Consider the following 26,778-nt stretch of genomic DNA (forward strand, 5'->3'; position numbering starts at 1 on the left):
GAGATACGGAGCACCCCCTGCGCTTTAAGGCTTGCAGGGGCTTTTCCTTAAAGGCTGCGCAGTCTATAGGTGTCGCTGATTTTCTTATGGAAACGCGAATGAGCAACATCATCATCGTCATCAACGGCCCCAATCTCAATCTGCTGGGAAAACGGGAACCGGGTATTTACGGTGGCAAAACGCTGAAAGACATAGAAAACGATTGTGTGAAGGCCGGTGCCGAACTCGGCTTTTCGGTGGAGTTTCGCCAGTCCAACCACGAAGGTGTGCTTGTGGACTGGCTGCACGAGGCGGGCGAACGGGCAGCGGGCGTTGTGATCAATCCCGGCGCTTACAGCCACACCTCGATCGCGTTGCACGATGCCATCCGCGCAATTCCTGCTCCGGTCGTGGAGGTGCATATCTCCAACATCCATGCACGGGAAGAATTCCGTCACAAATCGATGATCTCGCCCGCAGCCAAGGGCATGATCTGCGGTTTCGGACCATATGGATACGTCATGGCGCTTCATGCGCTGAAGAACATCACGGCATAAAAAGAAACAAAGAATAGGGTTTGTCATGTCTGAAAAGAAACAGGGTATCGACAAGGAACTGATCCGCGAACTCGCGAATATCCTCAACGATACCGACCTTTCGGAAATCGAAGTGGAGCAGGACGACCTGCGCATCCGCGTTTCCCGCGCCGCTCCCCCAGCGACGGTCTATGCCGCAGCACCGCCCGCTTACGCCCCCGCTCCGGCAGCAGCCCCTGCCGCACCGGCAGTCGCGGCCCCTGCTGCGCCGGCAGCCGCCGCAGCACCGGCACGCAACCCGGCCAACACCGTGTCTTCGCCCATGGTTGGCACCGTTTATCTCTCGCCCGCCCCCGGCGCCCGCCCCTTCATCGAAGTGGGTGCGACCGTGAAGGAAGGCCAGACGATCCTCATCGTTGAGGCCATGAAGACCATGAACCAGATCCCGGCCCCGAAGTCCGGCAAGGTCGTGGAAATCATCGTCAACGACGCTCAGCCCGTGGAGTATGGCGAAGCCCTCGTGGTCATCGAATAAAGGCGGTTCAGCATGGTTTCGAAGATCCTCATAGCCAACCGCGGCGAGATCGCGCTGCGCGTTCTGCGCGCCGCCAAGGAGCTTGGCATTCCTACGGTGGCCGTACACTCCACGGCCGACGCGGATGCCATGCATGTGCGCCTTGCCGACGAGAGCGTCTGCATCGGCCCGCCGCCTTCGCGTGACAGCTATCTCAACATCCATCAGATCGTTGCGGCCTGCGAGATAACAGGTGCGGACGCCGTTCACCCCGGTTACGGCTTCCTGTCGGAAAATGCCAAGTTCGCCGATATTCTCGACGCGCACGGCATTACCTTCATCGGACCGACCGCCGAACATATCCGCATCATGGGCGACAAGATCACCGCCAAGCAGACGGCGCAGGAACTGGGCATTCCCGTGGTTCCCGGCTCCGATGGCGAAGTGAAGCCTGAAAACGCGCTCGAAATCGCCCGGACGATCGGCTTCCCCGTCCTCATCAAGGCGACGGCGGGCGGCGGCGGTCGTGGCATGAAGGTGGCGAAGACCGAGGCCGATCTGGAAGAGGCCGTTGCGACTGCCCGTTCCGAAGCGGCAGCAGCATTCGGCAACGACGCCGTCTATATGGAAAAATACCTCGGCAAGCCGCGCCATATCGAGGTGCAGGTTTTCGGTGACGGTGAAGGCAACGCCATTCACCTCGGCGAGCGCGATTGCTCGTTGCAGCGCCGTCACCAGAAGGTGCTGGAAGAAGCCAACTCTCCGGCTCTGACGGTCGAACAGCGCATGAAGATCGGCGAGATTTGCGCGAGCGCCATGCGCAAGCTGAAATATCGCGGCGCCGGCACCATCGAGTTCCTGTATGAAAACGGCGAGTTCTACTTCATCGAAATGAACACGCGTCTGCAGGTGGAGCATCCGGTGACGGAAGCGATTACCGGCATGGATCTCGTGCAGGAACAGATCAGGGTCGCTTCTGGCCAGGGGTTGTCGGTGACGCAGGCGGATATCGAATTCCATGGCCACGCCATCGAATGCCGTATCAATGCCGAAGACCCGCGCACCTTCGTTCCCTCTCCGGGCACGCTGACCTATTTCCACACGCCGGGCGGCCTTGGTGTGCGCGTCGATTCGGGCGCCTATCAGGGCTACAAGATTCCGCCCTATTACGACAGCATGATCGGTAAGCTCATCGTTCACGGCCGCGACCGTGACGAGTGCATTCGCCGTCTGCGTCGGGCGCTCGACGAGTTCGTCGTCGACGGCATCAAGACCACGCTGCCGCTTTTCCAGGATCTTCTCCAGAACGAGGATATCCTGAAGGGTGATTATGATATTCACTGGCTGGAAAAATATCTGGCCGGTGACGCGTCTCACTAAGACGATATGGCTGGGCGGCGCAGCAGAAATAACGACATAACGGTCGACATTCTGCTGCGCGCCTACGCCGCCGGCCTGTTTCCCATGGCCGACTCGGCCGATGACCCCGAGCTGTTCTGGGTCGAGCCGGAAATCCGCGGTATTATTCCCCTCAACGATTTTCACGTTTCCAAAAGCCTCGCCAAGGCGATGCGAAAGAAGCCGTTCGACATACGCTTCAACACCGCTTTCGAGGCTGTCATGGCGGGCTGCGCCGCAGAAGCGCCGGATAGGCCGAGCACCTGGATCAACGCCACCATCCGCAAACTCTATACCGAGCTGCACCAGATCGGCCACGCCCACAGCGTCGAGGCCTGGGAAGGCGATGAGCTTGTCGGCGGGCTTTACGGTGTCTCGCTGGGGGCTGCCTTCTTTGGCGAGAGCATGTTTTCTCGCCGCACCAATGCGTCGAAGATTTGCCTCGTGCATCTGGTGGAACGGTTAAGAGCTGGTGGTTTCGTGCTGCTGGACACGCAGTTCACGACCGATCATCTGAAGACATTCGGTGCAATCGACGTGCCGAAGCTGGAATATGCGAAAATGCTAGACCTCGCCGTCAACCGGCCAAGCCTGCGATTCTGAAAACTTTACGTATGGTTATTTGCTTGCCGTTGAGGGAGCGGGAACGTCCGAATCCTGCTTGCAGCCTGTCAGCCACACGTCGTAGATCGGGTGCTCGACAGCGTTGAGGCCGGGGCTATCAGCGAACATCCAGCCGGTAAAAATCCGCTTGATCTTTCGGTCGAGGGTGATCTCATCAACCTCGACAAAAGCATCGATCTTTTGGGTTTCCGTCTGATCACGGGAATAACAGACTTTCGGCGTCACCTGAAGCGCGCCGAACTGCACGGTCTCATCGATATAGACGTCGAAGGAGGTGATGCGGCCGGTGATCTTGTCGATGCCGGAAAAGACGGCAACGCGGTTTTCCAGACGGGCGGCGGAGACGGGTGATACGAGGAGAACAGCAGAGACCGCTGCAAACAGCGAGACTGTCAGCGCACGCAAAGAACGATCCCGCGTGAATTTCCTCATACGATATGTCTCCAAATATTTGCCTGTGTCGAACCGCCGACCGGATCAACGCCTAAGGGCGGAATGTGGCAAAAACCGGTGAGGCCGGAAGTAGGCGCGGCGTTTTGCACAACACCGCGCGTCGCGATAACTCAGTTGCCGGGTGTCCAGGCGTCGTAGTCGCCCGTCACGCGCGGGCGCTCGCCTGCAACGGCCAGCGAGCCTTGAGGGCGATAGGCCTTGGAGGAACCGGTGAGGTTCGGCTGGTGCGGCTTCTGCCAGTCGCGTGCTGCGTAGCTCTCCTGGCTCGGCGGCACGTCGGTGCGGTAATGCATCCAGCCGTGCCAGCCGGGAGGAATGGCCGAGGCTTCGGCATAACCGTTGTAGATCACCCAGCGGCGCGGCATGCCCCAAGAGGTGGTGCCGCCTTCGTAATAGGTGTTACCAAACTCGTCCTGCCCGACCTTCTTGCCGAAACGCCAGGTGTGAAATCGCGTTCCGATCGTCTGGCCGTTCCACCAGGTGAAGATTTGCGTCAGGAGAGTCTTCATTCTACGTTCCTCGGGCTTGAATGCACCGCAGCGATTTTCCATGCACGGCACAAGACATGCTTATGCCGCCCCTCACGCCAATTGTCCAGCATTTCGAGATATATCCGCGCTATTTCAGCGTCATCCTGAAGCCAAGATGCCGCTTCTCGAAACCCAGCCGCTCGTAGAAGCGATGCGCATCGAGCCGCGCCATGTTGGAGGTGAGCTGCGCGGCTTTCAGGCCCTGCCGGCGGGCTTCATCAAGACAATAGTTGATCATCACCGCGCCAATGCCGCGACCGCGCATATCGGCGCGTGTCTGCACCGCCTCGATCACCATCGACTTCGCCCCTCGCCCAACGAGCTTGGTGAGGATCGCCGTCTGAAAGGTGCCGACCACCTCGCCATCCAGTTCGGCGACGTAAAGCGTTTCCCTCGGCGACGCCTCGATTGCCCGGAAGGCGGCAAGATAATCGGGCTGTGCCGATTCGTCGGCCGTATCGCCGTGGCCGCCGATCTCGTCAGCGGCAAAAATGGCGGCGAGCGCCGGCAGATCGTCCTCACGGGCCGTTCGAATTATCAGATTCTCCAAGGTCGCATTCATCGGGTCAGGCTCTTTTCCATCACGATGCCGGGCAACCCCTCGATACCCGCCATGCGCTCGATTCGGTCCACCTCGACAAATCCGACGCCTTCATAGAAGTTGATTGCGACAGTATTTTTTGGCTCGACCTCCAGCCGCATGATTTCCGCGTCGGGAAAGCAGGTTTCAAGCTCCGCGAAGAGATCGCGGCCGACGCCTTGCCGCTGAAGATCGGGCGCGACGTAAAGTTGGTGCAACAGCGCCGTCTTCGCCATCTTGGTCGACATGGAGCCGTAAGCCATGCCGCCGATCCGCTTGCCGTCATCGGCAACAAGGAACTCGCCACCCTTCTTCTCGACGCGGTCTTTCATGGCCTGCGGCGAATGCCAGGCTGCGATCAGCTCATCGACCTTTTCCGCGCCGTAGATCGCGTCATAAGTGGCGTGCCATGTCGTCGCGAGCAGCGACCGGACCGGCTCGATGTCACGCAGGCTGGCTGTGCGGATGAAAAACATGATCTGGCTCCGTCTTGAAACAGAAATGCCGGGCGTCGATCCCGGCAGAAGTGATGTCAGTCGCCCTTACTGGACGTCATCCTCGGCTTGTACCACTGTGTGGCTTAATCGCGAATAGTCTGGGCTTGCGTCATGCCGGACTTGATCCGGCATCCAGCCGACGCGCGTCCGCGCGGTGAAAAGAGTCTTTTCAGCCCAAGGACTTGGGCTGGCTGGATCCCGGTTCAAGGCCGGGATGACGGAACCTCTATGCCGTTACTCGAGCAGGAAGCAGCCTTCGCTTACTCTTCCTCGATACCAAGTTTCGCCTTCACGAGCGCCTGCACCGCCTGCGGGTTGGCTTTGCCGCCCGTCGCCTTCATCACCTGACCGACGAACCAGCCGGCGAGTGTCGGCTTTGCCTTGACCTTCTCGACCTGATCGGGGTTGGCGGCGATGATCTCGTCAACGGCCTTTTCGATGGCACCGGTATCGGTCACCTGCTTCATGCCGCGAGCTTCGACGATCTCAGCCGGATTGCCGCCCTCGTTCCAGACGATCTCGAACAAATCCTTGGCAATTTTGCCGGAGATGGTCTCGGCCTTGATGAGATCGATGATGCCGCCAAGCTGTTCGGGCGACACCGGAGTCGTCTCGATGTCTTTGCCAGACTTGTTCAGCGCGCCGAGCAGGTCGTTGATGACCCAGTTGGCGGCAGCCTTCGGATCGCGGCCGGCAGCGACGGCTTCGTAATAATCTGCAATCGCCTTTTCTGAGACCAGAATCGAGGCGTCATAGACCGAGAGACCGAGATCGGCGACGAAACGGGCCTTCTTGTCGTCAGGCAGTTCCGGCAGATCGACCTTCAGCGCCTCGACGAAGGCATCGTCAAATTCCAGCGGCAACAGATCCGGGTCGGGGAAGTAGCGATAGTCATGTGCATCTTCCTTGGAGCGCATGGACCGCGTCTCGCCCTTGCCGGGATCGAACAAGCGGGTTTCCTGATCGATGACGCCGCCATCTTCCAGAATGGCGATCTGGCGACGCGCCTCATATTCAATCGCCTGACCGACGAAGCGGATGGAATTGACGTTCTTGATTTCGCAGCGCGTGCCGAAGCCTTCGCCCGGACGGCGCACGGAGACGTTGACGTCGGCGCGCATCGAGCCTTCGTCCATGTTGCCGTCACAGGTGCCGAGATAACGCACGATGGAGCGCAGCTTGGTCAGATAGGCCTTCGCCTCATCCGACGAGCGCATGTCTGGCTTCGACACGATTTCCATCAGCGCCACGCCCGAACGGTTGAGGTCCACGAAAGACATGGTCGGGTGCTGGTCATGCATCGATTTGCCGGCATCCTGTTCCAGATGCAGGCGCTCGATGCCGATTTCGATATCCTCGAAGTTGCCCTGGCGGTCGGGACCGAGCGAAATGGTGATGGTGCCCTCACCGACGATCGGATCCTTGAACTGCGAAATCTGGTAGCCCTGCGGCAAATCCGGATAGAAATAGTTCTTACGGTCGAAGATCGATCGGTTGTTGATCTTTGCCTTGAGACCGAGACCCGTGCGGACCGCCTGCTTCACGCATTCCTCATTGATGACGGGCAGCATGCCAGGCATCGCGGCATCGACCAGCGACACGTTGGAATTCGGCGCATTGCCGAAGGTGGTGGAGGCGCCGGAGAACAGCTTGGAATTAGAGAGAACCTGCGCATGCACCTCCATGCCGATCACGATTTCCCAATCGCCGGTGGCGCCGGGAATGAAGCGTTTCGGGTCGGGGGTGCGCACGTCTACAAGGGTCATCTGAAGCTCACGATATACGGGTTCTTTGGCCTTGGTGGGTAGAACAAATGGAGCGTGGGCGCAAGACATGTTGCGCCCCGTCACGCCCGGCTCACGATTTTCGAGAGTGCCGGTTACGCGTTTTTTATGCTTACGGGTTTCAAATCACGCCATGCAAACGATCGCTCTCTGCTTCCTCGCTTATCTCGCCTTCAATCTCTTCGTCTTTCTTGTCTACTGGTGGGACAAGGAAGCGGCGAGACAGGGCGGGTGGCGTATCCGGGAAAGCACGCTGCTTTTGCTCGCGCTCGTAGGCGGCAGTGCGGGCGCTATCTCGGCGCAAAGCTTGCTGCGGCATAAAACACGCAAGGAGCCATTTCGTAGCAAGCTGACATCGATCGTCATATTGCAGGCGGGCCTCGTCGCGTCGCTCCTCATCACGCCGGACTGGCCGATGCGGCTGATCGCCACTCTACGAACCATGTCTCAGAACGCCGGTCCGTAAAGCCCGCTCTCGACCTCGGCCAATTGTTTCTGAAGACCCACCGATTGCACCTCACGGTCCAGCTTCGGCGCATAGGAAACAGATAGCCAGCGAACGCTATATCCGTGGTGACGAAAAAAGGCGACGGCCGGTTCATTCTGGGCGTGTGTCTCAAGCCGGATTGTCTCGAAGCCCCTGTCTTCTATCAGTCGTTCGACATCTGCGAGCAGACGGCTGCCGACGCCTCTTCGCTGAAAATCCGGATCGATCCAGAAATCGGAAATAGCATCGTCAAAATGCTCCCGCGCGGCCCACCCCGCGACCGAGCCGCCCAGCTCTGCCACGCGGATGGCAAGCCACGACGAGCGGGTGAAGTTGGAAAAGGCGCTGGCCGCATTGTCGTAAAGCGTGGGCGTGATGCCAAGAGCCGCGGTCGCCTGCCGCCATGCCCTGATGCCGATGGCCGCCAGCACGTCCGCTTCCTGCTCATGCGCGTTGCGAATGACGATCAAGCCGCGCCCTCCTTGGCCGCGAAAATTAAACCATTGCGCGTGTGATTCGACCAGCGCGCTTTCGCTTGCTTTCATCTAACTTGACCGCATAGGGCCTGCCCGCTATCCAGAACCGGTAAGAACGGAGTTTTTATGTTCGCTCAATCGGAGTCCCGGTAAAGGCCCTGCCCGCGAGTTTCTTGCGCGCCGGGCCATATGAAACCGAGCCGGCTGCCTCAAGGCACCCGGGTTTGCTTTCACGCGTCTTTGAGACGCCGACCGGACTTCCAAAAATGGACATTTCCCGCGCAGAACAGCGCATTCTTCACCTGCTCGCCCAGGGCGGCAGAATTGAACTCGTTCGAGACGATGCCCGCAAAATCGAAAAACTCTCGCTTTTTACGCGCGAGGGCTGGATTTTCAGCGGCCTCGATCTCCTCACCTTCCGTAAGCTGAAACGCAAGAGAGCCATCGCCTCCTGCGGCGGCAAGCCCTACCGGATCACGTCCCGTGGGCTGGAACTCGTACGGGGTGAGCTGGACAACCGATAAACCGACCGGGCGGCGGCAATGCCGTCGCCCGCCATTTCGCCACGCAGCATCGACGGTGCAAACACGTTACGTCGAAAGTTTTTGCTCGAGCTTCACCTTCTCGAGTTCGAGTTTCATGATGTCGGAATATTCCATGCCGCGCCAGACGATCTGAAAGCCGCAACGCTCGTATAGACCAATGGCATTGCGATTGTTTGCATGGGTGTCGATGGTGGCGAGCGGCAAGCCTTCGGCCCGCATCTTGTCAAGAAAATGGACAATCAGCGCTTTGCCAATCCCCTTCCCCTGCCAGGCTGGGTTCACCCACAGATCGGAAATGTGATGAGGCTTGGCATCGCAAGCGCCCCAGCCGACAACATCACCGTCGATTTCGGCTACGACGACGTCACCGGTCGGAGACTTGGCGAAGCTTTCGAATTCGCCCCTCACCCGCTCGATGACACAGGAATCGAGATAGGCGGCGTCGAAGGCTTCGCCGGCACGCCAGGCGGCAAATCCGACAAAGCCGACCGCATCGCGATCGGCTTCATTCATCTTTCGAATCGTAATGCCGCTTACCACCACTTGGCGGGGGTGAACTTGCCGGCTGCCTGCTCGATGGCATGAGCCGTCTTGAACAGCGTTTCTTCCTCGAAAGGCTTGCCGATGAGCTGCAGGCCAAGCGGCAGGCCCTTGCCGTCGAGACCGGCGGGAACCGAGAGGCCCGGGAGACCGGCCATGTTGACGGTGATGGTGAAGACGTCCTGCAGGTACATCTTGACGGGATCGGAAGCGAGCTCTTCGTCCCCGACAGCGAAGGCGGAAGACGGGGTGATCGGGGCCAGGATCGCGTCAACGCCTTCGTGGAAGACGTTTTCGAAGTCGCGCTTGATGAGCGTGCGGACCTTCTGCGCCTTCAGGTAATAGGCGTCGTAGTAACCGGCCGACAACACATAGGTGCCGACCATGATGCGACGCTGCACTTCCTTACCGAAACCGGCGGCGCGGCTCTTTTCATACATGTCGGCAATGTCCTTGCCGTCAACACGCAGGCCGTAGCGGACGCCGTCATAACGGGCAAGGTTGGACGAGGCTTCTGCCGGCGCGACGATGTAATAGGCGGGAAGCGCATATTTGGTGTGCGGCAGCGAGATGTCGACCACCTCGGCACCGGCGTCGCGCAGCCATTCGACGCCCTTGGCCCAGAGCTTTTCGATTTCATCAGGCATGCCGTCAACGCGGTATTCCCGGGGGATACCGATCTTCAGGCCCTTCAGCGACTGGCCGATGGCCTTTTCGTAATCCGGCACGGGAAGGTCAACCGAGGTCGTGTCCTTGGCGTCGACGCTTGCCATCGTCTTCAAGAGGATGGCGGCATCGCGCACGTCGCGGGCAATCGGGCCAGCCTGATCGAGCGACGAGGCGTAAGCCACAATGCCGAAGCGCGAGCAGCGGCCGTAAGTGGGCTTGATGCCGACGGTGCCTGTGAAGGCTGCCGGCTGGCGGATGGAGCCGCCCGTGTCGGTTGCGGTGGCGCCGGCGCAGAGATGCGCGGCAACGGCTGCGGCCGAACCGCCCGAGGAGCCGCCCGGCACCAGCTTCTGTTCGGAACCATTGGCGCGCCACGGGTTGATGGCCGGGCCGTACCAGGAGCTTTCATTGGACGAGCCCATGGCGAATTCGTCCATGTTGAGCTTGCCGAGCATAACGGCGCCTTGGTCCCAGAGGTTCTGGGTAACGGTGGATTCGTATTTCGGCTTGAAACCATCAAGGATGTGCGAGCAGGCCTGGGTATGAACATCACGCGTTGCGAAAAGGTCCTTCACGCCCAGCGGAATGCCTTCCAGCTCACCCGCGGAACCCGCAGCGATACGACCATCGGAGGCTTTCGCCATCTCGCGCGCCTTCTCAGGCGTCGTCGCGACATAGGCGTTCAGCGCGCCGTTGGCGGCGTCGATGGCGGAGAGATAGGCGTCCGTCAGCTCAAGGGCGGAAAAATCTTTCGCCTTCAGCTTCTCACGGGCTTCGGCAATGGTCAGGCTCGTCAGGTCGGTCATGGTCGGCAACGGCTTTCGAAAATCTCGGAAAAATCAGGCGGCAAGATGGATCGATTATTCGACCACTTTCGGCACCATGAAGAAATTGCGATCGGTCGCGGGCGCATTGGCGACGATATCATCCGCCTTGTTGCCATCGGTGACCTCGTCGGCGCGCTTTTTCATCGCGACCGGCGTTACCGACGTCATCGGCTCGACGCCGTCGACATTCACTTCCGAAAGCTGCTCCACGAAACCGAGTATGCCGTTCAGCTGGCCGAGCATATTCTGTGCTTCATCTTCGGTGACAGCGATACGGGCAAGGCGCGCAACGCGCTTTACGGTGGCGAGATCGACGGACATGGTTTTACTCCGGTCAGAATTTTCCTACCCGCTATAATCACCATGTCCGTCCTTCGCAACGGTAGAAAGCATGTCGCATCACACTGCGGAGCGGTTTTGCGGCAACGACATGCTCTCACGGAGCTTTAGAAGGACAAGGTATCGCCCGCCTTCGGCGTGTGGACACGCGCTTCCGCGCCTTCCATGGCGGCCACAAACTTGTCCGGCGTCTGATCGATGATCGGGAAGGAGCCGTAGTGGCAAGGAACGACATTCTGGAACTTGAAGAAGCGCTGGCAGGCAAGCGCCGCCACGGCCCCACCCATGGTGAAGCGGTCGCCGATCGGCACGAGGCCGATATCCGGCTGGTGCAGTTCATTGATGAGTTTCATGTCGGAGAAGATGTCGGTATCACCCATGTGATAGACGGCCGGGCCGTCCTCGAAATGCAGCATCAGGCCATTGGCATTACCGAGCGAATGGGAAACGCCATCTTCGGTAATCTGGGCGGAGGAATGCAGCGCGTTAGTGAAAGTGACGGAAAAGCCGTCAAAATGCACGGTGCCGCCGGTATTGCCCATGTCGACCTTTGCGACACCCTTGGCGGAGAGCCAGGCGGCGAGATCGGCATTGGCGAGTACCGTTGCGCCCGTTTCCCGGGCAAGCTGCACGGTATCGCCGACATGGTCGCCATGACCGTGGGTGAGGAGAATATGGGTGATGCCTTCGGCCGCCGACTTTGCATCCTGTCCAACGAAACCGGGATTGCCGGTGAAGAACGGATCGATAAGGATCTTCGAGCTGCCGTTTTCAAGGCGGAAGGCGGAATGGCCGAGCCAGGTGATTTTCATGGGAAGTTCTCCTTTGTATTGCCGGTATAGTATGACATAGGACGGCCTGAACAACCGCACTACCGATAATTAAGAGAGGCGACAATGGCCGCTGACAATGACGATTATGTGTACGACGAAGCGACCGGTGAATGGCGGCCCGCTTCCGAACTGGCTGCGGAGGCAGCGCGCGCGAATGAAGTGCGCGATGCAGCTGGAAACGTCCTCGCCGACGGCGATTCTGTTACGCTGATCAAGGATCTCAAGGTCAAGGGAACCAGCACGGTCATCAAACAGGGAACCGTCATCAAGTCGATCCGCCTTACCGATAATCCCGAAGAGATCGACTGCAGGCACGATGCGGTCAAGGGACTGGTGCTGCGCACCGAATTCGTCCGCAAGCGGTAAGGACGGCGCAGGATATGGCGACACTCACCATCGAGGAACTGGCGCAGGTGCTTCAACCCGGTCAGGCTGTTGCCGGCCTGGACCTCGGCACGAAGACAATAGGGCTTGCCATGTCTGATCTGTCGCGACGTTTTGCGACGCCGCGCCCGGTATTAAAGCGTGTGAAATTCACGCAGGATGCTCAGGTGCTGCTGGCTTTTGCGGAAAAGGAAAAAGTTGCGGCATTCATCATCGGCCTTCCCATGAACATGGACGGTTCATCCGGACCAAGGGTGCAGGCAACCCGCGCCTTTGTGCGCAGCATGAGCGAAAAAACCGATCTGCCCTTCATTTATTGGGATGAGCGGCTGTCGACTGTCGCGGCCGAGCGTGCGTTGCTGGAAATGGATGTGTCTCGCGCCAAGCGGGCCGAACGCATCGATTCGGCGGCGGCTAGCTTCATTCTTCAGGGTGCCTTGGACAGGCTTTACGCGCTCGCACGCGCAGCGGACTGACGGGCCTGCCACCAGGCGGCGATCTGCTTTCTCTTACGGAAACCAATAATCGCAAACACGATCAGGCTATCGATCGCGATGGCGCGCGCCACCAGCGGCGGCAGGCTTTCCGGCGGAAGACCGAGGATATTCCCGTAAATCTCGAAGACGAGATCATGGGTCTGGCGCGTCAGCATGAAGAAACCGAAGCTCATGTCGTAATAGGAAAGCCAGTACCAGCTGCCTAACAGCGCGACCGGGCCGGCCCAGAGGATCAGAAACCACTTCATGCCGCCTGCCCCCTTACAACAACCGTATCGGGAACGCCGGCAAGCACCGCCCAGCGCGCCAATGCCATGATGCAGAGGTTTAGCGCTGGCACATCGATATCCAACGGCAGCATAACAAAAAACGTCATCATGACGCTCAAAGCTGTCCAGCGGCTCACTTGCGGCTCCCTTATGCGCAATCATTGCGCATGGTTAACAGTTCATTAATCCACACTGGACCGCCAGCTTCAGTGACGCAAACAAAAGCTGCCATTATGGTTAATGGCGGTCGGTCGGCATGTGGAAAACGCTGTCGATGGAGCAACGGAAAAGAATGCCGGACGGTTGCCTGGCGATGGAAACATGGTTGAGAAGGTCTTAAGATGATGCCTGATCAAATCCGCGCGGTCTGCGGCACAGGATGGTCAGCCGTAAACGCCACGCACCAGCCTTTTGACGGCGGTCGTGATCTTTTCCCAATCACGCTCCGATTTCAACGGCACGCCGGCAAATTGGCCGCTGGTGGCCGCGGAAATGACAAGGTGCTGAATGGCGGCAAACAGCACGGCGTTGACGGCGGCCGTGTCCACGCCCTTCGGTGCAGCGAGCGAGCCGCGCATGCGCTCCAGCCATTTCCCTAGCGATTTGGCGCGGGCTTCGGCGAGTTGGCGCACCTGCGGGGAGCCGTCAGACACTTCCCAGGCGATGATCTTGCAAACGAGCGGGTCGCTGCGCAGTGCGTCGATGAAATAGAGCGCGAGCTTCTCCATGAGGTCGCCATAGGTCAGCAGGAACATCCCGCCCGTGTCTTCGGGGATGCGATCCTTCACCCAGGAGCCGAGATCCTCGCCGATCGACTCGATCAAGCCGTCGAGGCCGCCAAAATAGCGATAGATGAGTTGCTTGTCGCAGCCGGCCCGCCGGGCAACGGCATTGATGCCGAAACCCTGAAACCCCTCTTCGGCAAGCAGCGACCGCGCCGCATTAAAAATCGCCTTCTCGGTCTGAGCGCGATCCTTGATGCGCTTTTCCGGTCTGTCGGCTGAAATCGCCTCTGCAGTCGCCAGCATGATTCCCTTACCCGTGTTTCGAAGGCCTGACCGCAGGGGTTAACAAAGCGTGAAGGGAAGGACAATGTGGAGGTGGGATTGAGCCTAAGGTTCCTGTGGATGACGAGAACGATATGCGCTTCTGGTCCAGAACGCGACGCATTTGTTATTCTTAGGCGCTGATTTCCCCATAGTCATCAGGCAGATGCCGCTCGATCTCCATGGAATCATGAAGGACTCGGCCGACGCCGACCAGATCCTCGTTCAGAACGCGATAGAGCAGCAGATGTCTTGGATTTTTGACGAGGCCGTTCTCACTTCTTGCCCTCTCCCGGCTATGCCGAAGATGATAGGTGCGCACCTCATCAGCTATTTCGGGTCGCAAACTTGTTCCTGCACGGAATGGATTCTGCGCGATATCGCGCAACGCCGTCGCAAGCAATTTCTCGTAGCGCTTTCTCGAATTGCCACCAAACGTCGCGTGCGTCCATGCGAGGATTTCGATAATGTCCGATCGCGCGGCTTGCGAAAGCCGATACGTCTTCATTTTTGATCAAGCTTGGCGGCACGAACTTCAGCTTCGCGCCCCAGTGCGGCCATGAAGTCGTCGAGATCATCATCTGCGACATCAGTGAAGCGTCCCTGATCTAGGTCCGCAAACCCCTTTTGCGCGGCTCTCTTTAAGGCTTCCACTCGAGCCGCCTCAAAGTACTCGCGCCGTTCGATCAATCGCAGGCCCTCGCGCAAGACTTCGCTCGCGTTTTGATAGCGCCCAGATCTGACGAGCTCTTCTATGATATCTTCATGGTGTTGTGTCAGGACGACATTCCGCGTTGGCATCCGCGCCTCCAACGATATTACCTGCCTCAATTCATATCATCTGATGGCATAATCTGCCAATCTCATTCCAGCGCCATCCCAAACCAGACGCTGCCTGGAGTTTCGTGGCTGTCCAGGCGTTTGAACCCACGCGTTTCCCAAAAGCGCATGCCCGCATGGTTGCGCTCGCTGGCGCCGAGGTGGATGCCGTAGACGTCGTTCTGTCTGGCCATATCCAGCCAGCGCGACAGGAGCCGGGTGCCGCCGCCTTTGCCCTGCGTGCGCGGCAGAAGGTTCATGTGGATATGAGCGGGGAACGGATCGGTAAGCCAGACTGGCGTGCGGCGTGGATGGTGGATGAAATGGGCGCGGCGTTGATCTGCATTCCATGTCTGCTGGTCGCCACCTGGATCGGGGTAGAGCGCGCGCAAATGCGGCCACCATTCCTGTTCCAGACGTTCTTCGTGGGCCGCCGTGTCGAGCGCGCCGGCGATGTAGCCGCAGACGCCCTCTTCATCCTCGGCAACAAAGACGGCATCGGGCCACAAATGCAGATACGGAACAGAATAGATGTGACCGACCATGCGCCCGTCGGCGTAAAGCGACGTCGCGTCCTGCCCCGCGTCGCCCGTCGCAAGACTTATGGCATACAGCGCGTCTTCATCCTCAGCGCGGGCGGAACGGAAGGTCAGCATTGGCAGCCACCCTCCCGCGTGGTCGACAAACCCGCAAGGGCGTTATGACAGCAACGATCACTTTGGAAACCCGTAAATGTTTTCAAAATAAAGACCCCTCCCACCGGGACTGCAAAATCATTTTCCGCATGCCCAAAATCACGATGCAGGCGGATACAATAAATCGATTATATACGTCGGATCAAAACGGGAATCGAGCATGCCGTAAGTATGCCGCCAGCCGCCCGCAAGGCGGGTTTCAAGGAATGCATCGGCGATCTTGCCGGCGCCGAGGCGGCAAAGCTCGGCGGCAGCGGCCGCAAGCGCGAACTGCTCGACCAAGAGGCGAGCCGCACCCTCGTCTCGCTCCGCAAGCGCGATCGCGGCGCGCAGCACGTCGGTGGTCTTCTTGCCGGCAGGGCCGAGATCACGCTCCAGCGTCTGGAAGACCAGATCGAACAGGTCCTTGCCACGCTGGAGAACCCGCAGCACATCCAGCGCCATGACGTTGCCGGAGCCCTCCCAGATGGCATTAACGGGCGCTTCGCGATAGTGGCGGGCAATCGGTCTCTCTTCCACGTAACCGTTGCCGCCAAGGCACTCCATCGCCTCATAGATGAGCGCCGGCGCAATCTTGCAGCACCAATATTTGACGATGGGCGTCATGACCCGGGCATAGGCGGCTTCGGCCGGATTGTTGCGGGCGGCATCGAAAGCACTCGCAAGCCGGAAGGAAAGCGCGGTCGCGGCCGCAACATCCAGTGCCATGTCGGCCAAGACCCGCGTCATGATCGGCTGCGTGACCAGCATCTTGCCGAAGACCGACCGACCGCGGGCGTAGTGCACGGCTTCGGCAAGCGAGGCGCGCATCATACCCGCAGACGCCAGCGCGCAGTCGAGCCGCGTCAGTGTCACCATGTCGAGAATGGTGCGGATGCCGCTGCCGGGATCGCCAAGCAGATAACCGAAGGCATCCGTAAACTCGACTTCGGCTGACGCGTTGGAGCGGTTGCCAAGCTTGTCCTTCAGGCGTTGGAAATGCAGGCCGTTCTTCGAACCGTCCTCCAGGTAACGTGGCACGAGGAAACAGCCCATGCCGTCGCCCATCTGGGCAAGCATGACGAAACCGTCGCTCATCGGCGCGGAAAGGAACCATTTGTGGCCGGAAAGACGGTAGATGCCCTCGCCCACCCGCTCCGCCGTGGTGCGGTTGGCGCGCACATCCGTGCCGCCCTGCTTTTCCGTCATGCCCATGCCAATGGTGACGGCGGTTTTCTGCAGGGCCGGCTTCTGCGCGGAATCATATTTGCGCGACAGAATTTTCGGCGCCCATTCCTTCTGCACGCGCGGCGACGCCATGATGGCGGCAACGGAGGCGCTGGTCATCGTCAGCGGGCAGAGATGGCCTGCTTCGAGCTGCGAGGTCAGGTAGAATTTCGTGGCGCGGGCCTTGTGCTCATTGCCGCGCGTATCGGGAGAATTTTCCCAGACGCTGGAATGCAGACCTGATGACATGGAACGGCGCATGAGGGCATGCCAGGCCGGGTGAAACTCCACCTGGTCCAAGCGCTCGCCGCGCGGGCCATGGGTGTGCAGCTGCGGCACGCCCTGGTTCGCCATGCGCGCCAGTTCCTGCGCCTCATGCGAGGTAACGTAGCGACCGAGCTGATCGTACTCATCCCTCAGATTACGCGACAGGCCGGAGGTCAGATCGACGATCAGCGGATCGGAACGATAGGCGTTAATACCTGACCAGAGGCTGGGCTGGTTCAGTTCGGCGAGCTGTTCTTCTGTCCGATTCATGCCTGTCATTCGCATCCTTCTATCGGGATTCGTGCTTTATTGCGTGTATATGCCAAAACCCGGCTTATCGCATGCTTGCCCGCAACGCCACCTGTCTTTATAGACCCGTTGACTATTGCGACCCGGAGGACAATTTCCATGGTCTTTTTTCCCCATCGCCATCTTCTCGGCATCAAGGGGCTTTCCCATCAGGATATTACCCTGCTTCTCGACAAGGCGGACGAGGCCGTGAAAATCAGCCGCCAGCGCGAGAAAAAGACCTCGACGCTTCGGGGGCTGACGCAGATCAACCTGTTCTTCGAAGCTTCGACGCGGACGCAATCTTCCTTCGAACTTGCCGGAAAACGCCTCGGAGCTGACGTGATGAACATGTCGGTCGGCAATTCCTCGGTGAAGAAGGGCGAAACGCTGATCGATACGGCGATGACGCTGAATGCCATGCGCCCGGATGTGCTTGTCGTGCGCCACTCCTCGGCCGGTGCGGCAGCGCTTCTAGCGCAAAAGGTCGCCTGCTCGGTGGTCAATGCCGGCGACGGCCAGCATGAGCACCCAACACAGGCGCTGCTTGACGCACTGACCATTCGTCGCGCCAAGGGCGAGCTTTCTGGTATCACGGTGGCAATCTGCGGCGATGTGCTGCATTCGCGCGTTGCCCGCTCCAACATCATCCTGCTCAACCAGATGGGCGCGCGCGTGCGCGTCGTCGCCCCTGCGACACTTCTTCCATCCGGCATTCGCGACATGAGCGTGGAAGTTTTTCACGACATGAAGGAAGGGCTTCATAACGCCGATGTGGTGATGATGCTGCGCCTGCAGCGTGAGCGCATGTCCGGCTCCTTCGTGCCTTCGGTGCGCGAGTATTTCCATTATTACGGTCTCGACGCCGAAAAGCTGAAGGCGGCGAAGGAAGATGCGCTCGTCATGCACCCCGGCCCGATGAACCGCGGCGTGGAAATCGCTTCCGAAGTCGCCGATGGCCCGCAGAGTGTCATCGAAAGCCAGGTGGAAATGGGGGTTGCCGTGCGCATGGCCGTCATGGAAACCCTGCTTGTCTCGCAAAACCAGGGTGAACGCGTATGAGTGCCGCGACCGTTCTCAAAAATCTCCGTATCGTCGATCCCTCCCGTAATCTGGATGAGACCGGTAGCATCGTTATCGGTGCGGACGGCACCATTCTCGCAGCCGGCAAGAATGCGCATAATCAGGGTGCGCCCGAGGATGCGACGGTGCGCGACTGCAAGGGTGTGGTGGCCGTTCCCGGTTTGGTGGATGCGCGCGTTTTTGTCGGCGAACCCGGCGCGGAACACCGCGAGACGATCGAATCCGCCGCCCGCGCGGCAGCGGCAGGTGGCGTCACCAGCATTATCGTGATGCCGGATACCGACCCCGTCATCGACGACATTGCGCTGGTCGAATATGTCAAGAAGGCGGCGCGTGACAAGGCTATCGTCAACGTGCATCCCGCCGCGGCCCTCACCAAGGGTCTGCGGGGCGAAGAGATGACCGAATTCGGAATGCTGAAGGAAGCCGGTGCGGTGGCATTCACCAATGGTCGCAAGGCGCTTTCCGACACGCTGGTGCTGCGCCGCGCCATGACCTATGCGCGTGAACTCGGGGCTGTGATCGCGCTCGAGACCCGCGACAAATATATCGGCGGCGGTGACATGAATGAGGGGCTTTTCGCAAGCTGGCTCGGACTTTCAGGCGTTCCAAAAGAAGCAGAGATCATTCCCCTGGAGCGTGATCTGCGCATTGCAGGCCTGACGCAGGCGATCTATCACGCCGCCAAGATTTCCGTGCCGGAATCGGCAGACGCGATCCGGCTTGCGCGGCTGCGGGGTGTGAAAGCCACCTGCGGCATCTCGATCAATCATCTCACGCTCAATGAAAACGATATTGGCGAATACCGGACCTTCTTCAAGCTCTCCCCACCGCTGCGCGCCGAAGACGACCGCAAGGCGATGGTTGAAGCGCTGAAGGACGGCACCATCGATATCATCGTCTCCTCGCACGACCCGCAGGATGTCGATACCAAGCGCCTGCCGTTTTCGGATGCGGCGAGCGGCGCTGTCGGGCTCGAAACCCTGCTGGCGGCGGCGCTTCGCCTCCACCATAGCGGCGAGGTTCCGCTGATGCGGCTGATCGATGCGCTCTCCACCCGCCCGGCCAAGATTTTCGGTCTCGATGCAGGGACACTCAAAGTCGGCGCCAAGGCCGATATCACGCTGATCGATCTCGACGAGCCATGGCTTGTGGCGAAGGAGCAGCTGGTCTCGAAATCCAAGAATACGCCGTTCGAGGATGCCCGATTCAGCGGTCGCGCAATCGCCACTTATGTGGCTGGCAAAGCCGTTCATTCCTTGGCATAAGATCATCAAGAGATCACGCGGCAGGCGGGACAGAGGGGACATTGGATGAGTGCTTTGACTGACTGGCAGACCGCGCCTGCCCTTCTCGCGCTTTCGGCGCTGATCGGCTATCTGTTGGGCTCCATTCCCTTCGGCCTCCTTCTGACCCGCATGGCCGGGCTGGGTGACGTGCGCAAGATCGGGTCCGGCAATATCGGCGCGACCAACGTGCTGCGCACCGGCAACAAGAAGCTCGCCGCCGCAACACTGCTGCTCGACGCTTTGAAGGGCACGGCGGCGGTCCTTGTCGCCAATGCGCTCTGGGGTTACGAAGCGTCGCTGGTCGCCGGTTTTTTCGCTTTTCTCGGCCATCTCTTTCCCGTGTGGCTCGGTTTCAAGGGCGGCAAAGGTGTTGCGACCTATATTGGCGTGCTTCTCGGCGCCGCCCCCCTGATGATGCTCGCCTTTGCACTGGTCTGGATCGCGACCGCCTTTATCACGCGCTATTCGTCACTCTCCGCGCTGGTGGCAATGGTGATCATCCCTGTCGCGCTTTGGGTGCTTGGTCCTGAGAAGACGGCGCTTCTCGTGACGCTGCTCAGTGCGATCTCCTGGCTGAAACACCACGAAAATATCAGGCGTCTGATGGCCGGCACGGAAAGCAGGATCGGACAGAAGGGCTAAGCTTCATCTCGGGGACATGTCATGCCGAATAAGGAACCGACACGGCAGGGCATAGAGCTTTCCGCGCGGCAGCGGGTGGCATGGTTGCGGTTGATCCGTAGCGACAATATCGGTCCCGTGACCTTTCGCGAACTCATCAATCATTTCGGCAGCGCTGAAAAAGCGCTGGAGGCGCTGCCCGAACTGTCGCGCCGTGGCGGTTCGTCGCGCAGCCCGCGCATCGCCACCCAGGCGGAGGCGGAACGGGAGCTTGAGGCTGCCGAGAATTTCGGCGCGCGTTTCGTTGGCATCGGCGAGCCGGACTACCCGCCAGCCCTGCGGCAAATGGATGGCGCGCCGCCGCTCATCGCCATGAAGGGCTCGGCAGACGCAGCAACCCGGCCCAGCATCGGCATTGTCGGCTCACGCAACGCCTCCATCAATGGCGCGAAATTCGCGGCAATGCTGGCGCGCGATTGTGGTCGGGCCGGCTATACGATCGCATCGGGGCTGGCGCGCGGGATCGATGCGGCAGCGCACCGGGCAAGCCTTGCAACCGGCACGGTGGCGATGCTGGCCGGTGGTCTCGACCGCCCCTACCCGCAGGAAAATTTCGGCCTTTTGGATGACATCTACGATCAGGGCGGCGCAACGATCAGCGAAATGCCCTTTGGCTGGGAGCCTCGCGCGCGGGATTTCCCGCGCCGCAATCGGCTGATCGCGGGCGTCTCGCTCGGCGTCGTCATCGTTGAGGCCGCGGAACGTTCGGGTTCATTGATTACGGCGCGGCTTGCAGGTGAAGCCGGGCGGCTTGTTTTCGCCGTTCCCGGCTCCCCGCTTGACGCGCGCTGCGAAGGGACGAACCGGCTGATCAAGGAAGGCGCCATGCTGACCACGGGAGCGGCCGATATTCTTGATGCACTGCGACCATTGATGGAACCGCAATTGCCCTATGACCGCAAGATTGAGGAACCGGAGCAGGATGTGGAAATGTCACCGCCAGGAGACGACGAGCGCAGCATCATCGCCGCCGCTCTCGGTCCCTCGCCCGTTGAAACGGATGACATCATCAGACATACGGGTTTCTCAGCCGCAACCGTTCATCTTGTGCTGCTGGAGCTCGATATTGCCGGGCGTCTAAACCGGCATGCCGGGGGGCGCGTGTCGCTCATCATCGCGGATTGAGAGTTTGCGCCGGCCGCTCTGGATATCACCGACTTCCACATAGGCCATCTCGATCAGGTAACACAGCATGTCGGCACCCTCCCGGTGCGCTACCTGCCGTAGCTCAGCCAGCATCTGGCGGATGTAAGCCAAGCTCTCTCTGGTCCCATCCTTGTCGGCATTATTGTTTGTTGCGTTGGGGACCATATATTTATCCTGAAAATTCACCGTGAAACGGGAAGCAATACGTCTTCTCAAATGATGTTTCCCATCATAACCAATTTACCAAAGATTGCAATACAACAATAGATTATCCATAGGTTGCAGTCATCTCGAAACGAGAAAATCGGGCTTGCCTCTTGACCAGCGGGCATTACCTGTCCATGTCGAATTATAAAGAAGGCCAATTGCGGCAATAGGCTGCAACCGGGGCCACGTTAACGGACCAGTTCCAGAGAAGAACAATATGAATGTCGTCGTCGTAGAATCTCCTGCCAAAGCCAAGACGATCAATAAGTATCTTGGCTCGGGCTATAAGGTTCTTGCATCCTTTGGCCACGTCAGAGACCTTCCTGCCAAGGACGGCTCGGTGCTGCCCGACCAGGATTTCGAAATGTCCTGGGAGGTCGATAGCGCGTCCGCCAAGCGCATGAAAGATATTGCCGATGCGGTAAAATCCTCCGACGGCCTCTTTCTCGCAACCGACCCGGATCGCGAAGGCGAAGCCATTTCCTGGCACGTTCTTGATCTCCTGAAGAAGAAGCGTGTGCTTGGCGACAAGCCAGTGAAACGCGTGGTCTTCAACGCCATCACCAAAAAGGCGGTTCTGGACGCCATGGCGAACCCGCGCGACATCGACGTGCCGCTGGTGGACGCCTATCTCGCCCGCCGTGCGCTCGATTATCTCGTCGGTTTCAACCTCTCTCCGGTTCTGTGGCGCAAGCTGCCGGGCGCCCGTTCCGCCGGCCGTGTGCAGTCGGTGGCGCTGCGCCTGGTCTGTGACCGCGAATCCGAAATCGAGCGGTTCGTATCCGAAGAATACTGGAATATCAGTGCCCTGCTGAAGACACCGCGCGGTGGCGAGTTCGAAGCCAAGCTGGTTTCGGCCGATGGCAAGCGATTGCAGAACCGCGCGATCAAGACCGGCGACGAAGCCAACCGGCTGAAGTCGCTGCTCGAAGGCGCGACGTATCTGGTCGACAGCGTCGAGGCCAAGCCGGTCAAGCGCAACCCCGGCCCGCCCTTCACCACCTCGACGCTGCAGCAGGCGGCCTCGTCGCGCATGGGCTTCGGCGCCTCGCGCACGATGCAGGTGGCGCAGAAGCTTTATGAAGGTATCGATATCGGCGGCGAGACCGTCGGTCTGATCACCTATATGCGTACCGACGGCGTGCAGATGGCCCCGGAAGCGATCGATGCCGCCCGCAAGGCTATTGGCGAGCAGTTCGGTGACCGTTACGTGCCGGAAAAGGCGCGTTTCTACTCGACAAAGGCAAAGAACGCCCAGGAAGCGCACGAGGCTATCCGCCCGACCGATTTCAACCGCACACCGGATCAGGTGAAGCGTTACCTCGATGCCGACCAGCTGCGTCTTTACGAGCTGATCTGGAAACGCGGTATTGCGAGCCAGATGGCGTCAGCCGAAATAGAGCGCACGACGGTAGAGATTCTCGCCAGCAACGGCGGCGAAAGGGCGGGCCTGCGCGCCGTTGGCTCCGTCATTCGTTTTGACGGCTTTATCGCCGCTTATACCGACCAGAAGGAAGATGGCGAGCAGAGCGACGATGGTGACGACGAAGGCCGTCTGCCGCCGATCAATGAACGCGAAAACCTCGCCAAGCAGAAGATCAATGCCAGCCAGCACTTCACCGAGCCGCCGCCGCGTTATTCGGAAGCGTCGCTGATCAAGAAGATGGAAGAACTCGGCATCGGCCGTCCTTCCACCTATGCGGCGACGCTGAAGACGCTGAGCGACCGCGAATATATCGTCATCGACAAGCGCAAGCTGGTGCCGCATTCGCGCGGCCGGCTGGTGACTGCTTTCCTCGAAAGCTTTTTCACCAAATACGTCGAGTACGACTTTACCGCCGCCCTTGAAGAAAAGCTCGACCGCATCTCCGCCGGTGAACTGGACTGGAAGCAGGTGCTGCGCGATTTCTGGAAGGATTTCTTCGCCCAGATCGAAGATACCAAGGAACTGCGCGTCACCAACGTGCTGGACGCGCTGAACGAGGTTCTGGCGCCTCTGGTCTTCCCAAAGCGCGAGGATGGTTCCGATCCACGCATTTGTCAGGTTTGCGGCACCGGCAATCTGTCACTGAAGCTTGGCAAATACGGCGCTTTTGTCGGTTGCTCGAACTACCCTGAGTGCAACTATACGCGTCAGCTGACCTCCGACGGTGCGGAAGCCGAAGCCGCTGCTCTCAACGAGCCGAAGGCGCTGGGTGCCGACCCCATGACCGGGGAGGAGCTGACGCTTCGCTCCGGCCGCTTCGGACCCTATATCCAGCGCGGCGAGGGCAAGGATGCCAAGCGCTCTTCCCTGCCCAAGGGCTGGAAGCCTGAGGATATCGACCACGAGAAGGCGCTGGCCCTCATCAACCTGCCGCGCGATATCGGCAAGCACCCGGAAACCGGCAAGATGATTTCCGCGGGCCTCGGCCGCTACGGACCTTTCCTGCTGCATGATGGTTCTTATGCGAACCTCGAAAGCATCGAGGACGTGTTCTCGATCGGCCTCAACCGCGCCGTGACCGTCATTGCTGAAAAGCAGAGCAAGGGACCGGGACGCGGCCGTAGCGGCACGCCCGCTGCTCTCAAGGAGCTGGGCGACCATCCCGATGGTGGCGCTATCACCGTTCGTGACGGGCGGTACGGGGCCTATGTGAACTGGGGCAAGGTCAACGCCACCATTCCCAAGGGCCAGGATCCGGCCTCTGTGACGCTGGACGAGGCGCTGGTGCTGATTGCCGAGCGCATTGCCAAGACCGGCACCGGCGGCAAGCCCGCCAAGGCCAAGAAAACCACCGCCAAGAAGGCCGATGGTGACGCCGCGGCCAAGCCGAAGGCGACCAAGGCCAAGGCGGCAACAAAGAGCAAGACGGCCGCCAAGCCGAAGGCAGCGGCCAAACCCAAGAAGGCAGCAGAGTGAGCAAAGCGCCGCGTCAGAGACAGGGTTCCGCCAGCGACGGTTTCGGACGCACCGGGCGCGGCAAACGGGTGAGTGAAGGCGAAGGCATCATCCACGGCGAGGTGCCTTCCCGCGAAGTGCTGCTGAAATTCATTGCGGATCATCCGCAACAGGCCTCCAAGCGGGAAATCGCCAAGGCTTTCGGCCTGAAGGGCGAAAACCGCGTTGTCCTTAAGGCTCTGCTGAAGGAACTCGAAATCGACGGCATGGTGCACAAGAGCCGCAAGTCGCTGACGCGGCCGGGCGGCCTGCCGCCCGTGACGGTTCTCGACATCACCACCCGCGACAAGGACGGCGAGCTGATCGGCCGCCCGGCGGAATGGCCCGAGGATCTGGGCGCAGCGCCGGCCGTGCTGATCCGCCAGTCCTCGCAGGACCGCGGCAAGAAAGCGCCAGCTGCCGGTCTCGGCGACCGCATTCTTGCGAAAATCTTTCCCTCGAAGGAAAGCACTGGCCCTGCTTACACCGCCCGCGTCGTCAAGCTGATCGACCGCCGCCAAAATGCATTGCTTGGCGTGTTCAAGGCAACGCCCGGCGGCGGCGGACGGCTGATGCCGATTGATCGGCGCGGCGAGGAAATGGTCATCGACCCCGAAGGCGTCGGCGATGCCAAGGATGGCGATCTGATCGAGGTTGAAACCTCGCGCAACAGCGGCCGCTACGGCCTGACGCGCGCCAAGGTTCTCTCGGTCGTTGGCTCCGTCGCTTCGGAAAAAGCGATCTCGATGATCGCAATCCACGCCCACGGCATCCCGCATATATTCCCGCAGAATGTTCTTGCCGAAGCGGATGCGGCCAAGGCAGCGACCATGTCCCATCGCGAGGACTGGCGCGACCTGCCGCTCATTACCATCGATCCGGCCGATGCCAAGGACCATGACGATGCGGTCTATGCCGAGCCGGACACGTCACCCGACAATCCTGACGGTGTCATCGTTACCGTCGCGATTGCCGATGTCTCCTGGTATGTTCGGCCAGGTTCGCCACTGGACCGCGAGGCGCTGAAACGCGGCAACTCCGTCTATTTCCCGGATCGCGTCGTGCCGATGCTGCCGGAGCGCATCTCCAACGATCTATGCTCGCTGAAGGAAGGCGTCGACCGCCCTGCCCTTGCGGTGCGGATGACCTTCTCGAAGGAAGGCCGCAAGGCCGGGCACACCTTCCACCGCATCATGATGAAGAGCGCCGCCAAGCTTTCCTACCAGCAGGCCCAGGCGGCGATTGATGGCAAGCCCGACGACAAGACCGGACCGCTGCTGGAGCCGATCCTCAAGCCGCTGTGGCACGCTTATGAGGTGATGAAGCGAGGCCGTGACCGGCGCCAGCCGCTGGAACTCGACATGCCCGAGCGCAAGATCAAGCTGCGTCCCGATGGTACCGTCGACTCGGTGGTCATTCCCGAACGTCTCGATGCGCACAAGCTGATCGAAGAAATGATGATCCAGGCGAATGTCGCCGCCGCCGAGACGCTGGAAAAGAAGAAGCAGCCGCTGGTCTACCGTGTCCACGATGCGCCCACGCTTTCCAAGCAGGAGGTGTTGCGCGAGTTTCTCGGGACGATTGGCATTACCATGGCCAAGGGTGCGGCCATGCGCGCCAATTCCTTCAACGGCATTCTGGCGCGCGCGCTCGATACGCCGCACCAGATCATGGTCAACGAGATGGTGCTGCGCAGCCAGAGCCAGGCGATCTACAGCCCCGAAAATATCGGCCATTTCGGCCTCAACCTGATGAAATACGCCCATTTCACCTCACCGATCCGGCGTTATGCCGACCTCATCGTGCATCGCGCGCTGGTGGGTTCTCTGGGGTTGGGTGAAGGCGGCATCACCCCACAGGAAGAAGCGACTCTCGACGATATCGCTGCGGAAATCTCCACCTTCGAGCGCCGCGCCATGGCGGCCGAGCGCGACACCGTCAACCGGCTGATCGCGCATCATCTTTCCGAGCGGGTTGGCGAGGAATTCGAGGGTCGGGTCGGTGGTGTCACCAAGGCAGGACTATTTGTCGCGCTTCCGCAGTTTGGCGCTGATGGATTTGTTCCTATATCTACGCTCGGAACCGATTATTTCCTGTACGACGAAGCCCATCAGGCTCTTACGGGGGAAAAGACCGGTCTCGGTTATCAGCTTGGTGACACGGTGCAGGTGAGGCTCGCGGAAGCGGTGCCGCTGGCGGGTGCGCTCAGATTCGATATGCTGAGTCCTGGGCGCAAGATGCCGATGGGCGTACGCTCGTTCCACAAGGCCGGACGGCGGACAGCGCGGGCTGCCGCCAAACCCGGAACACGGCCGCCGAGAAGGCGACGATAACAAGGCGGCCTCAACGGCCGAACGGACGGGAAGGACT

Annotated in this window: 32 protein-coding genes; 14 read left to right on the forward strand and 18 right to left on the reverse strand. The window is 60.0% G+C overall.

The features are described from left to right. Positions 1–98: 98 nt before the first annotated feature. The 4 genes from aroQ to aat are packed head-to-tail and all read left to right on the forward strand — an operon-like array spanning position 99 to position 3,030. On the forward strand, positions 99–536 hold the full coding sequence (gene aroQ / locus AT6N2_RS03920; protein ID WP_144574624.1) for a type II 3-dehydroquinate dehydratase: 438 nt from the start codon (positions 99–101) through the stop codon (positions 534–536). Between the two features lie 25 nt (positions 537–561). Beyond that, the gene (gene accB / locus AT6N2_RS03925; RefSeq protein WP_063951154.1) at positions 562–1,050 is read left to right on the forward strand and encodes an acetyl-CoA carboxylase biotin carboxyl carrier protein; all 489 of its coding nucleotides are present in this window, start codon (positions 562–564) and stop codon (positions 1,048–1,050) included. A gap of 12 nt (positions 1,051–1,062) precedes the next feature. After that, positions 1,063–2,409, forward strand: a complete 1,347-nt coding sequence (gene accC / locus AT6N2_RS03930; RefSeq protein WP_004441425.1) for an acetyl-CoA carboxylase biotin carboxylase subunit — start codon at positions 1,063–1,065, stop codon at positions 2,407–2,409. Positions 2,410–2,415: 6 nt separating this feature from the next. Further along, on the forward strand, positions 2,416–3,030 hold the full coding sequence (aat, locus tag AT6N2_RS03935; protein WP_209088645.1) for a leucyl/phenylalanyl-tRNA--protein transferase: 615 nt from the start codon (positions 2,416–2,418) through the stop codon (positions 3,028–3,030). A gap of 15 nt (positions 3,031–3,045) precedes the next feature. Here aat and AT6N2_RS03940 read toward each other — a convergent pair whose 3' ends face one another. The 5 genes from AT6N2_RS03940 to gatB all read right to left on the reverse strand — a co-directional run bounded on the left by AT6N2_RS03940 (position 3,046) and on the right by gatB (position 6,877). Beyond that, complete coding sequence (locus AT6N2_RS03940) at positions 3,046–3,483, reverse strand: DUF2155 domain-containing protein (protein WP_063951157.1); 438 nt, start codon at positions 3,481–3,483, stop codon at positions 3,046–3,048. Between the two features lie 131 nt (positions 3,484–3,614). Then, complete coding sequence (locus tag AT6N2_RS03945; RefSeq protein ID WP_209088648.1) at positions 3,615–4,013, reverse strand: NADH:ubiquinone oxidoreductase subunit NDUFA12; 399 nt, start codon at positions 4,011–4,013, stop codon at positions 3,615–3,617. 109 nt (positions 4,014–4,122) lie between these two features. Next, on the reverse strand, positions 4,123–4,596 hold the full coding sequence (locus AT6N2_RS03950; RefSeq protein ID WP_063951158.1) for a GNAT family N-acetyltransferase: 474 nt from the start codon (positions 4,594–4,596) through the stop codon (positions 4,123–4,125). Continuing rightward, positions 4,593–5,090 (reverse strand): GNAT family N-acetyltransferase, encoded by a 498-nt coding sequence (locus AT6N2_RS03955; RefSeq protein ID WP_063951159.1) that lies wholly within the window; start codon positions 5,088–5,090, stop codon positions 4,593–4,595. The genes AT6N2_RS03950 and AT6N2_RS03955 overlap by 4 nt, the downstream gene beginning before the upstream one ends. 281 nt (positions 5,091–5,371) lie before the next feature. After that, complete coding sequence (gene gatB, locus AT6N2_RS03960) at positions 5,372–6,877, reverse strand: Asp-tRNA(Asn)/Glu-tRNA(Gln) amidotransferase subunit GatB (RefSeq protein ID WP_006698017.1); 1,506 nt, start codon at positions 6,875–6,877, stop codon at positions 5,372–5,374. Positions 6,878–7,028: 151 nt separating this feature from the next. Here gatB and AT6N2_RS03965 point away from each other — a divergent pair, with 151 nt between their 5' ends. Further along, the gene (locus AT6N2_RS03965; RefSeq protein WP_209088651.1) at positions 7,029–7,361 is read left to right on the forward strand and encodes a DUF1294 domain-containing protein; all 333 of its coding nucleotides are present in this window, start codon (positions 7,029–7,031) and stop codon (positions 7,359–7,361) included. Here the strand turns inward: AT6N2_RS03965 and AT6N2_RS03970 are convergent. Continuing rightward, positions 7,343–7,852, reverse strand: a complete 510-nt coding sequence (locus AT6N2_RS03970) for a GNAT family N-acetyltransferase (RefSeq protein WP_144574643.1) — start codon at positions 7,850–7,852, stop codon at positions 7,343–7,345. The genes AT6N2_RS03965 and AT6N2_RS03970 overlap by 19 nt on opposite strands. Before the next feature lie 272 nt (positions 7,853–8,124). Between AT6N2_RS03970 and AT6N2_RS03975 the strand changes: the two genes are divergently transcribed. Then, positions 8,125–8,382: a YjhX family toxin gene (locus tag AT6N2_RS03975; protein WP_063951161.1), complete on the forward strand. Its 258-nt coding sequence runs from the start codon at positions 8,125–8,127 to the stop codon at positions 8,380–8,382. 66 nt (positions 8,383–8,448) lie between these two features. Here AT6N2_RS03975 and AT6N2_RS03980 read toward each other — a convergent pair whose 3' ends face one another. The 4 genes from AT6N2_RS03980 to AT6N2_RS03995 all read right to left on the reverse strand — a co-directional run bounded on the left by AT6N2_RS03980 (position 8,449) and on the right by AT6N2_RS03995 (position 11,590). Beyond that, positions 8,449–8,916 carry a GNAT family N-acetyltransferase gene (locus AT6N2_RS03980; RefSeq protein WP_209088654.1) on the reverse strand — a complete coding sequence of 156 codons (468 nt, stop codon included), beginning with the start codon at positions 8,914–8,916 and terminating at the stop codon, positions 8,449–8,451. A 20-nt stretch (positions 8,917–8,936) separates the two neighbouring features. Next, entirely contained in the window at positions 8,937–10,418 is a 1,482-nt protein-coding gene (gatA, locus tag AT6N2_RS03985) for an Asp-tRNA(Asn)/Glu-tRNA(Gln) amidotransferase subunit GatA (protein WP_063951163.1), read from the reverse strand. A 54-nt stretch (positions 10,419–10,472) separates the two neighbouring features. Next, a complete protein-coding gene (gene gatC / locus AT6N2_RS03990) occupies positions 10,473–10,760 on the reverse strand; it encodes an Asp-tRNA(Asn)/Glu-tRNA(Gln) amidotransferase subunit GatC (protein WP_063951164.1) in 288 nt (95 codons plus the stop codon). A 125-nt stretch (positions 10,761–10,885) separates the two neighbouring features. Next, the gene (locus tag AT6N2_RS03995) at positions 10,886–11,590 is read right to left on the reverse strand and encodes a metal-dependent hydrolase (RefSeq protein ID WP_209088657.1); all 705 of its coding nucleotides are present in this window, start codon (positions 11,588–11,590) and stop codon (positions 10,886–10,888) included. Between the two features lie 84 nt (positions 11,591–11,674). Here AT6N2_RS03995 and AT6N2_RS04000 point away from each other — a divergent pair, with 84 nt between their 5' ends. Beyond that, positions 11,675–11,977 (forward strand): alkylphosphonate utilization protein, encoded by a 303-nt coding sequence (locus tag AT6N2_RS04000; protein WP_144574660.1) that lies wholly within the window; start codon positions 11,675–11,677, stop codon positions 11,975–11,977. Positions 11,978–11,991: 14 nt separating this feature from the next. Further along, positions 11,992–12,471: a Holliday junction resolvase RuvX gene (ruvX, locus tag AT6N2_RS04005; protein WP_063951167.1), complete on the forward strand. Its 480-nt coding sequence runs from the start codon at positions 11,992–11,994 to the stop codon at positions 12,469–12,471. Here ruvX and AT6N2_RS04010 read toward each other — a convergent pair. The 7 genes from AT6N2_RS04010 to AT6N2_RS04040 form a co-directional block, all read right to left on the reverse strand. Then, the gene (locus tag AT6N2_RS04010) at positions 12,444–12,740 is read right to left on the reverse strand and encodes a DUF6105 family protein (RefSeq protein ID WP_209088660.1); all 297 of its coding nucleotides are present in this window, start codon (positions 12,738–12,740) and stop codon (positions 12,444–12,446) included. The two genes, ruvX and AT6N2_RS04010, sit on opposite strands and share 28 nt — an antisense overlap. Further along, positions 12,737–12,898: a hypothetical protein gene (locus tag AT6N2_RS04015; RefSeq protein ID WP_209089734.1), complete on the reverse strand. Its 162-nt coding sequence runs from the start codon at positions 12,896–12,898 to the stop codon at positions 12,737–12,739. The genes AT6N2_RS04010 and AT6N2_RS04015 overlap by 4 nt, the downstream gene beginning before the upstream one ends. A gap of 246 nt (positions 12,899–13,144) precedes the next feature. Then, positions 13,145–13,789: a TetR/AcrR family transcriptional regulator gene (locus AT6N2_RS04020; RefSeq protein ID WP_063951169.1), complete on the reverse strand. Its 645-nt coding sequence runs from the start codon at positions 13,787–13,789 to the stop codon at positions 13,145–13,147. A 151-nt stretch (positions 13,790–13,940) separates the two neighbouring features. Next, a complete protein-coding gene (locus AT6N2_RS04025) occupies positions 13,941–14,315 on the reverse strand; it encodes a type II toxin-antitoxin system RelE/ParE family toxin (protein ID WP_209088663.1) in 375 nt (124 codons plus the stop codon). Further along, positions 14,312–14,608: a type II toxin-antitoxin system ParD family antitoxin gene (locus AT6N2_RS04030; protein ID WP_209088666.1), complete on the reverse strand. Its 297-nt coding sequence runs from the start codon at positions 14,606–14,608 to the stop codon at positions 14,312–14,314. Before AT6N2_RS04030 ends, AT6N2_RS04025 begins: the two co-directional genes overlap by 4 nt. Positions 14,609–14,670: 62 nt before the next feature. Further along, positions 14,671–15,282 carry a GNAT family N-acetyltransferase gene (locus AT6N2_RS04035; protein WP_209088669.1) on the reverse strand — a complete coding sequence of 204 codons (612 nt, stop codon included), beginning with the start codon at positions 15,280–15,282 and terminating at the stop codon, positions 14,671–14,673. A 138-nt stretch (positions 15,283–15,420) separates the two neighbouring features. After that, positions 15,421–17,073, reverse strand: coding sequence for an acyl-CoA dehydrogenase family protein (locus AT6N2_RS04040; RefSeq protein ID WP_063951173.1), 1,653 nt, complete (start codon positions 17,071–17,073; stop codon positions 15,421–15,423). A 129-nt stretch (positions 17,074–17,202) separates the two neighbouring features. Between AT6N2_RS04040 and AT6N2_RS04045 the strand changes: the two genes are divergently transcribed. The 4 genes from AT6N2_RS04045 to dprA are packed head-to-tail and all read left to right on the forward strand — an operon-like array spanning position 17,203 to position 21,260. Then, entirely contained in the window at positions 17,203–18,144 is a 942-nt protein-coding gene (locus tag AT6N2_RS04045; protein WP_209088672.1) for an aspartate carbamoyltransferase catalytic subunit, read from the forward strand. Further along, a complete protein-coding gene (locus AT6N2_RS04050) occupies positions 18,141–19,433 on the forward strand; it encodes a dihydroorotase (RefSeq protein WP_209088675.1) in 1,293 nt (430 codons plus the stop codon). Before AT6N2_RS04045 ends, AT6N2_RS04050 begins: the two co-directional genes overlap by 4 nt. A gap of 45 nt (positions 19,434–19,478) precedes the next feature. After that, positions 19,479–20,096, forward strand: coding sequence for a glycerol-3-phosphate 1-O-acyltransferase PlsY (plsY, locus tag AT6N2_RS04055; protein WP_209088678.1), 618 nt, complete (start codon positions 19,479–19,481; stop codon positions 20,094–20,096). A gap of 21 nt (positions 20,097–20,117) precedes the next feature. Next, entirely contained in the window at positions 20,118–21,260 is a 1,143-nt protein-coding gene (gene dprA, locus AT6N2_RS04060; protein WP_063951176.1) for a DNA-processing protein DprA, read from the forward strand. On the opposite strand, the gene AT6N2_RS04065 is transcribed toward dprA, so the two are convergent. Next, positions 21,213–21,446 carry a hypothetical protein gene (locus AT6N2_RS04065; protein ID WP_077225113.1) on the reverse strand — a complete coding sequence of 78 codons (234 nt, stop codon included), beginning with the start codon at positions 21,444–21,446 and terminating at the stop codon, positions 21,213–21,215. The genes dprA and AT6N2_RS04065 overlap by 48 nt on opposite strands. Before the next feature lie 259 nt (positions 21,447–21,705). On the opposite strand from AT6N2_RS04065, the gene topA reads away from it, so the two are divergent. After that, positions 21,706–24,390, forward strand: a complete 2,685-nt coding sequence (gene topA, locus AT6N2_RS04070; protein WP_209088681.1) for a type I DNA topoisomerase — start codon at positions 21,706–21,708, stop codon at positions 24,388–24,390. Further along, positions 24,387–26,741 (forward strand): ribonuclease R, encoded by a 2,355-nt coding sequence (rnr, locus tag AT6N2_RS04075; RefSeq protein WP_209088684.1) that lies wholly within the window; start codon positions 24,387–24,389, stop codon positions 26,739–26,741. Before topA ends, rnr begins: the two co-directional genes overlap by 4 nt. Positions 26,742–26,778 lie beyond the last annotated feature (37 nt).

The organism is Agrobacterium tumefaciens (genome assembly GCF_017726655.1).
In the GTDB taxonomy this organism is placed as follows: domain Bacteria; phylum Pseudomonadota; class Alphaproteobacteria; order Rhizobiales; family Rhizobiaceae; genus Agrobacterium; species Agrobacterium tumefaciens_B.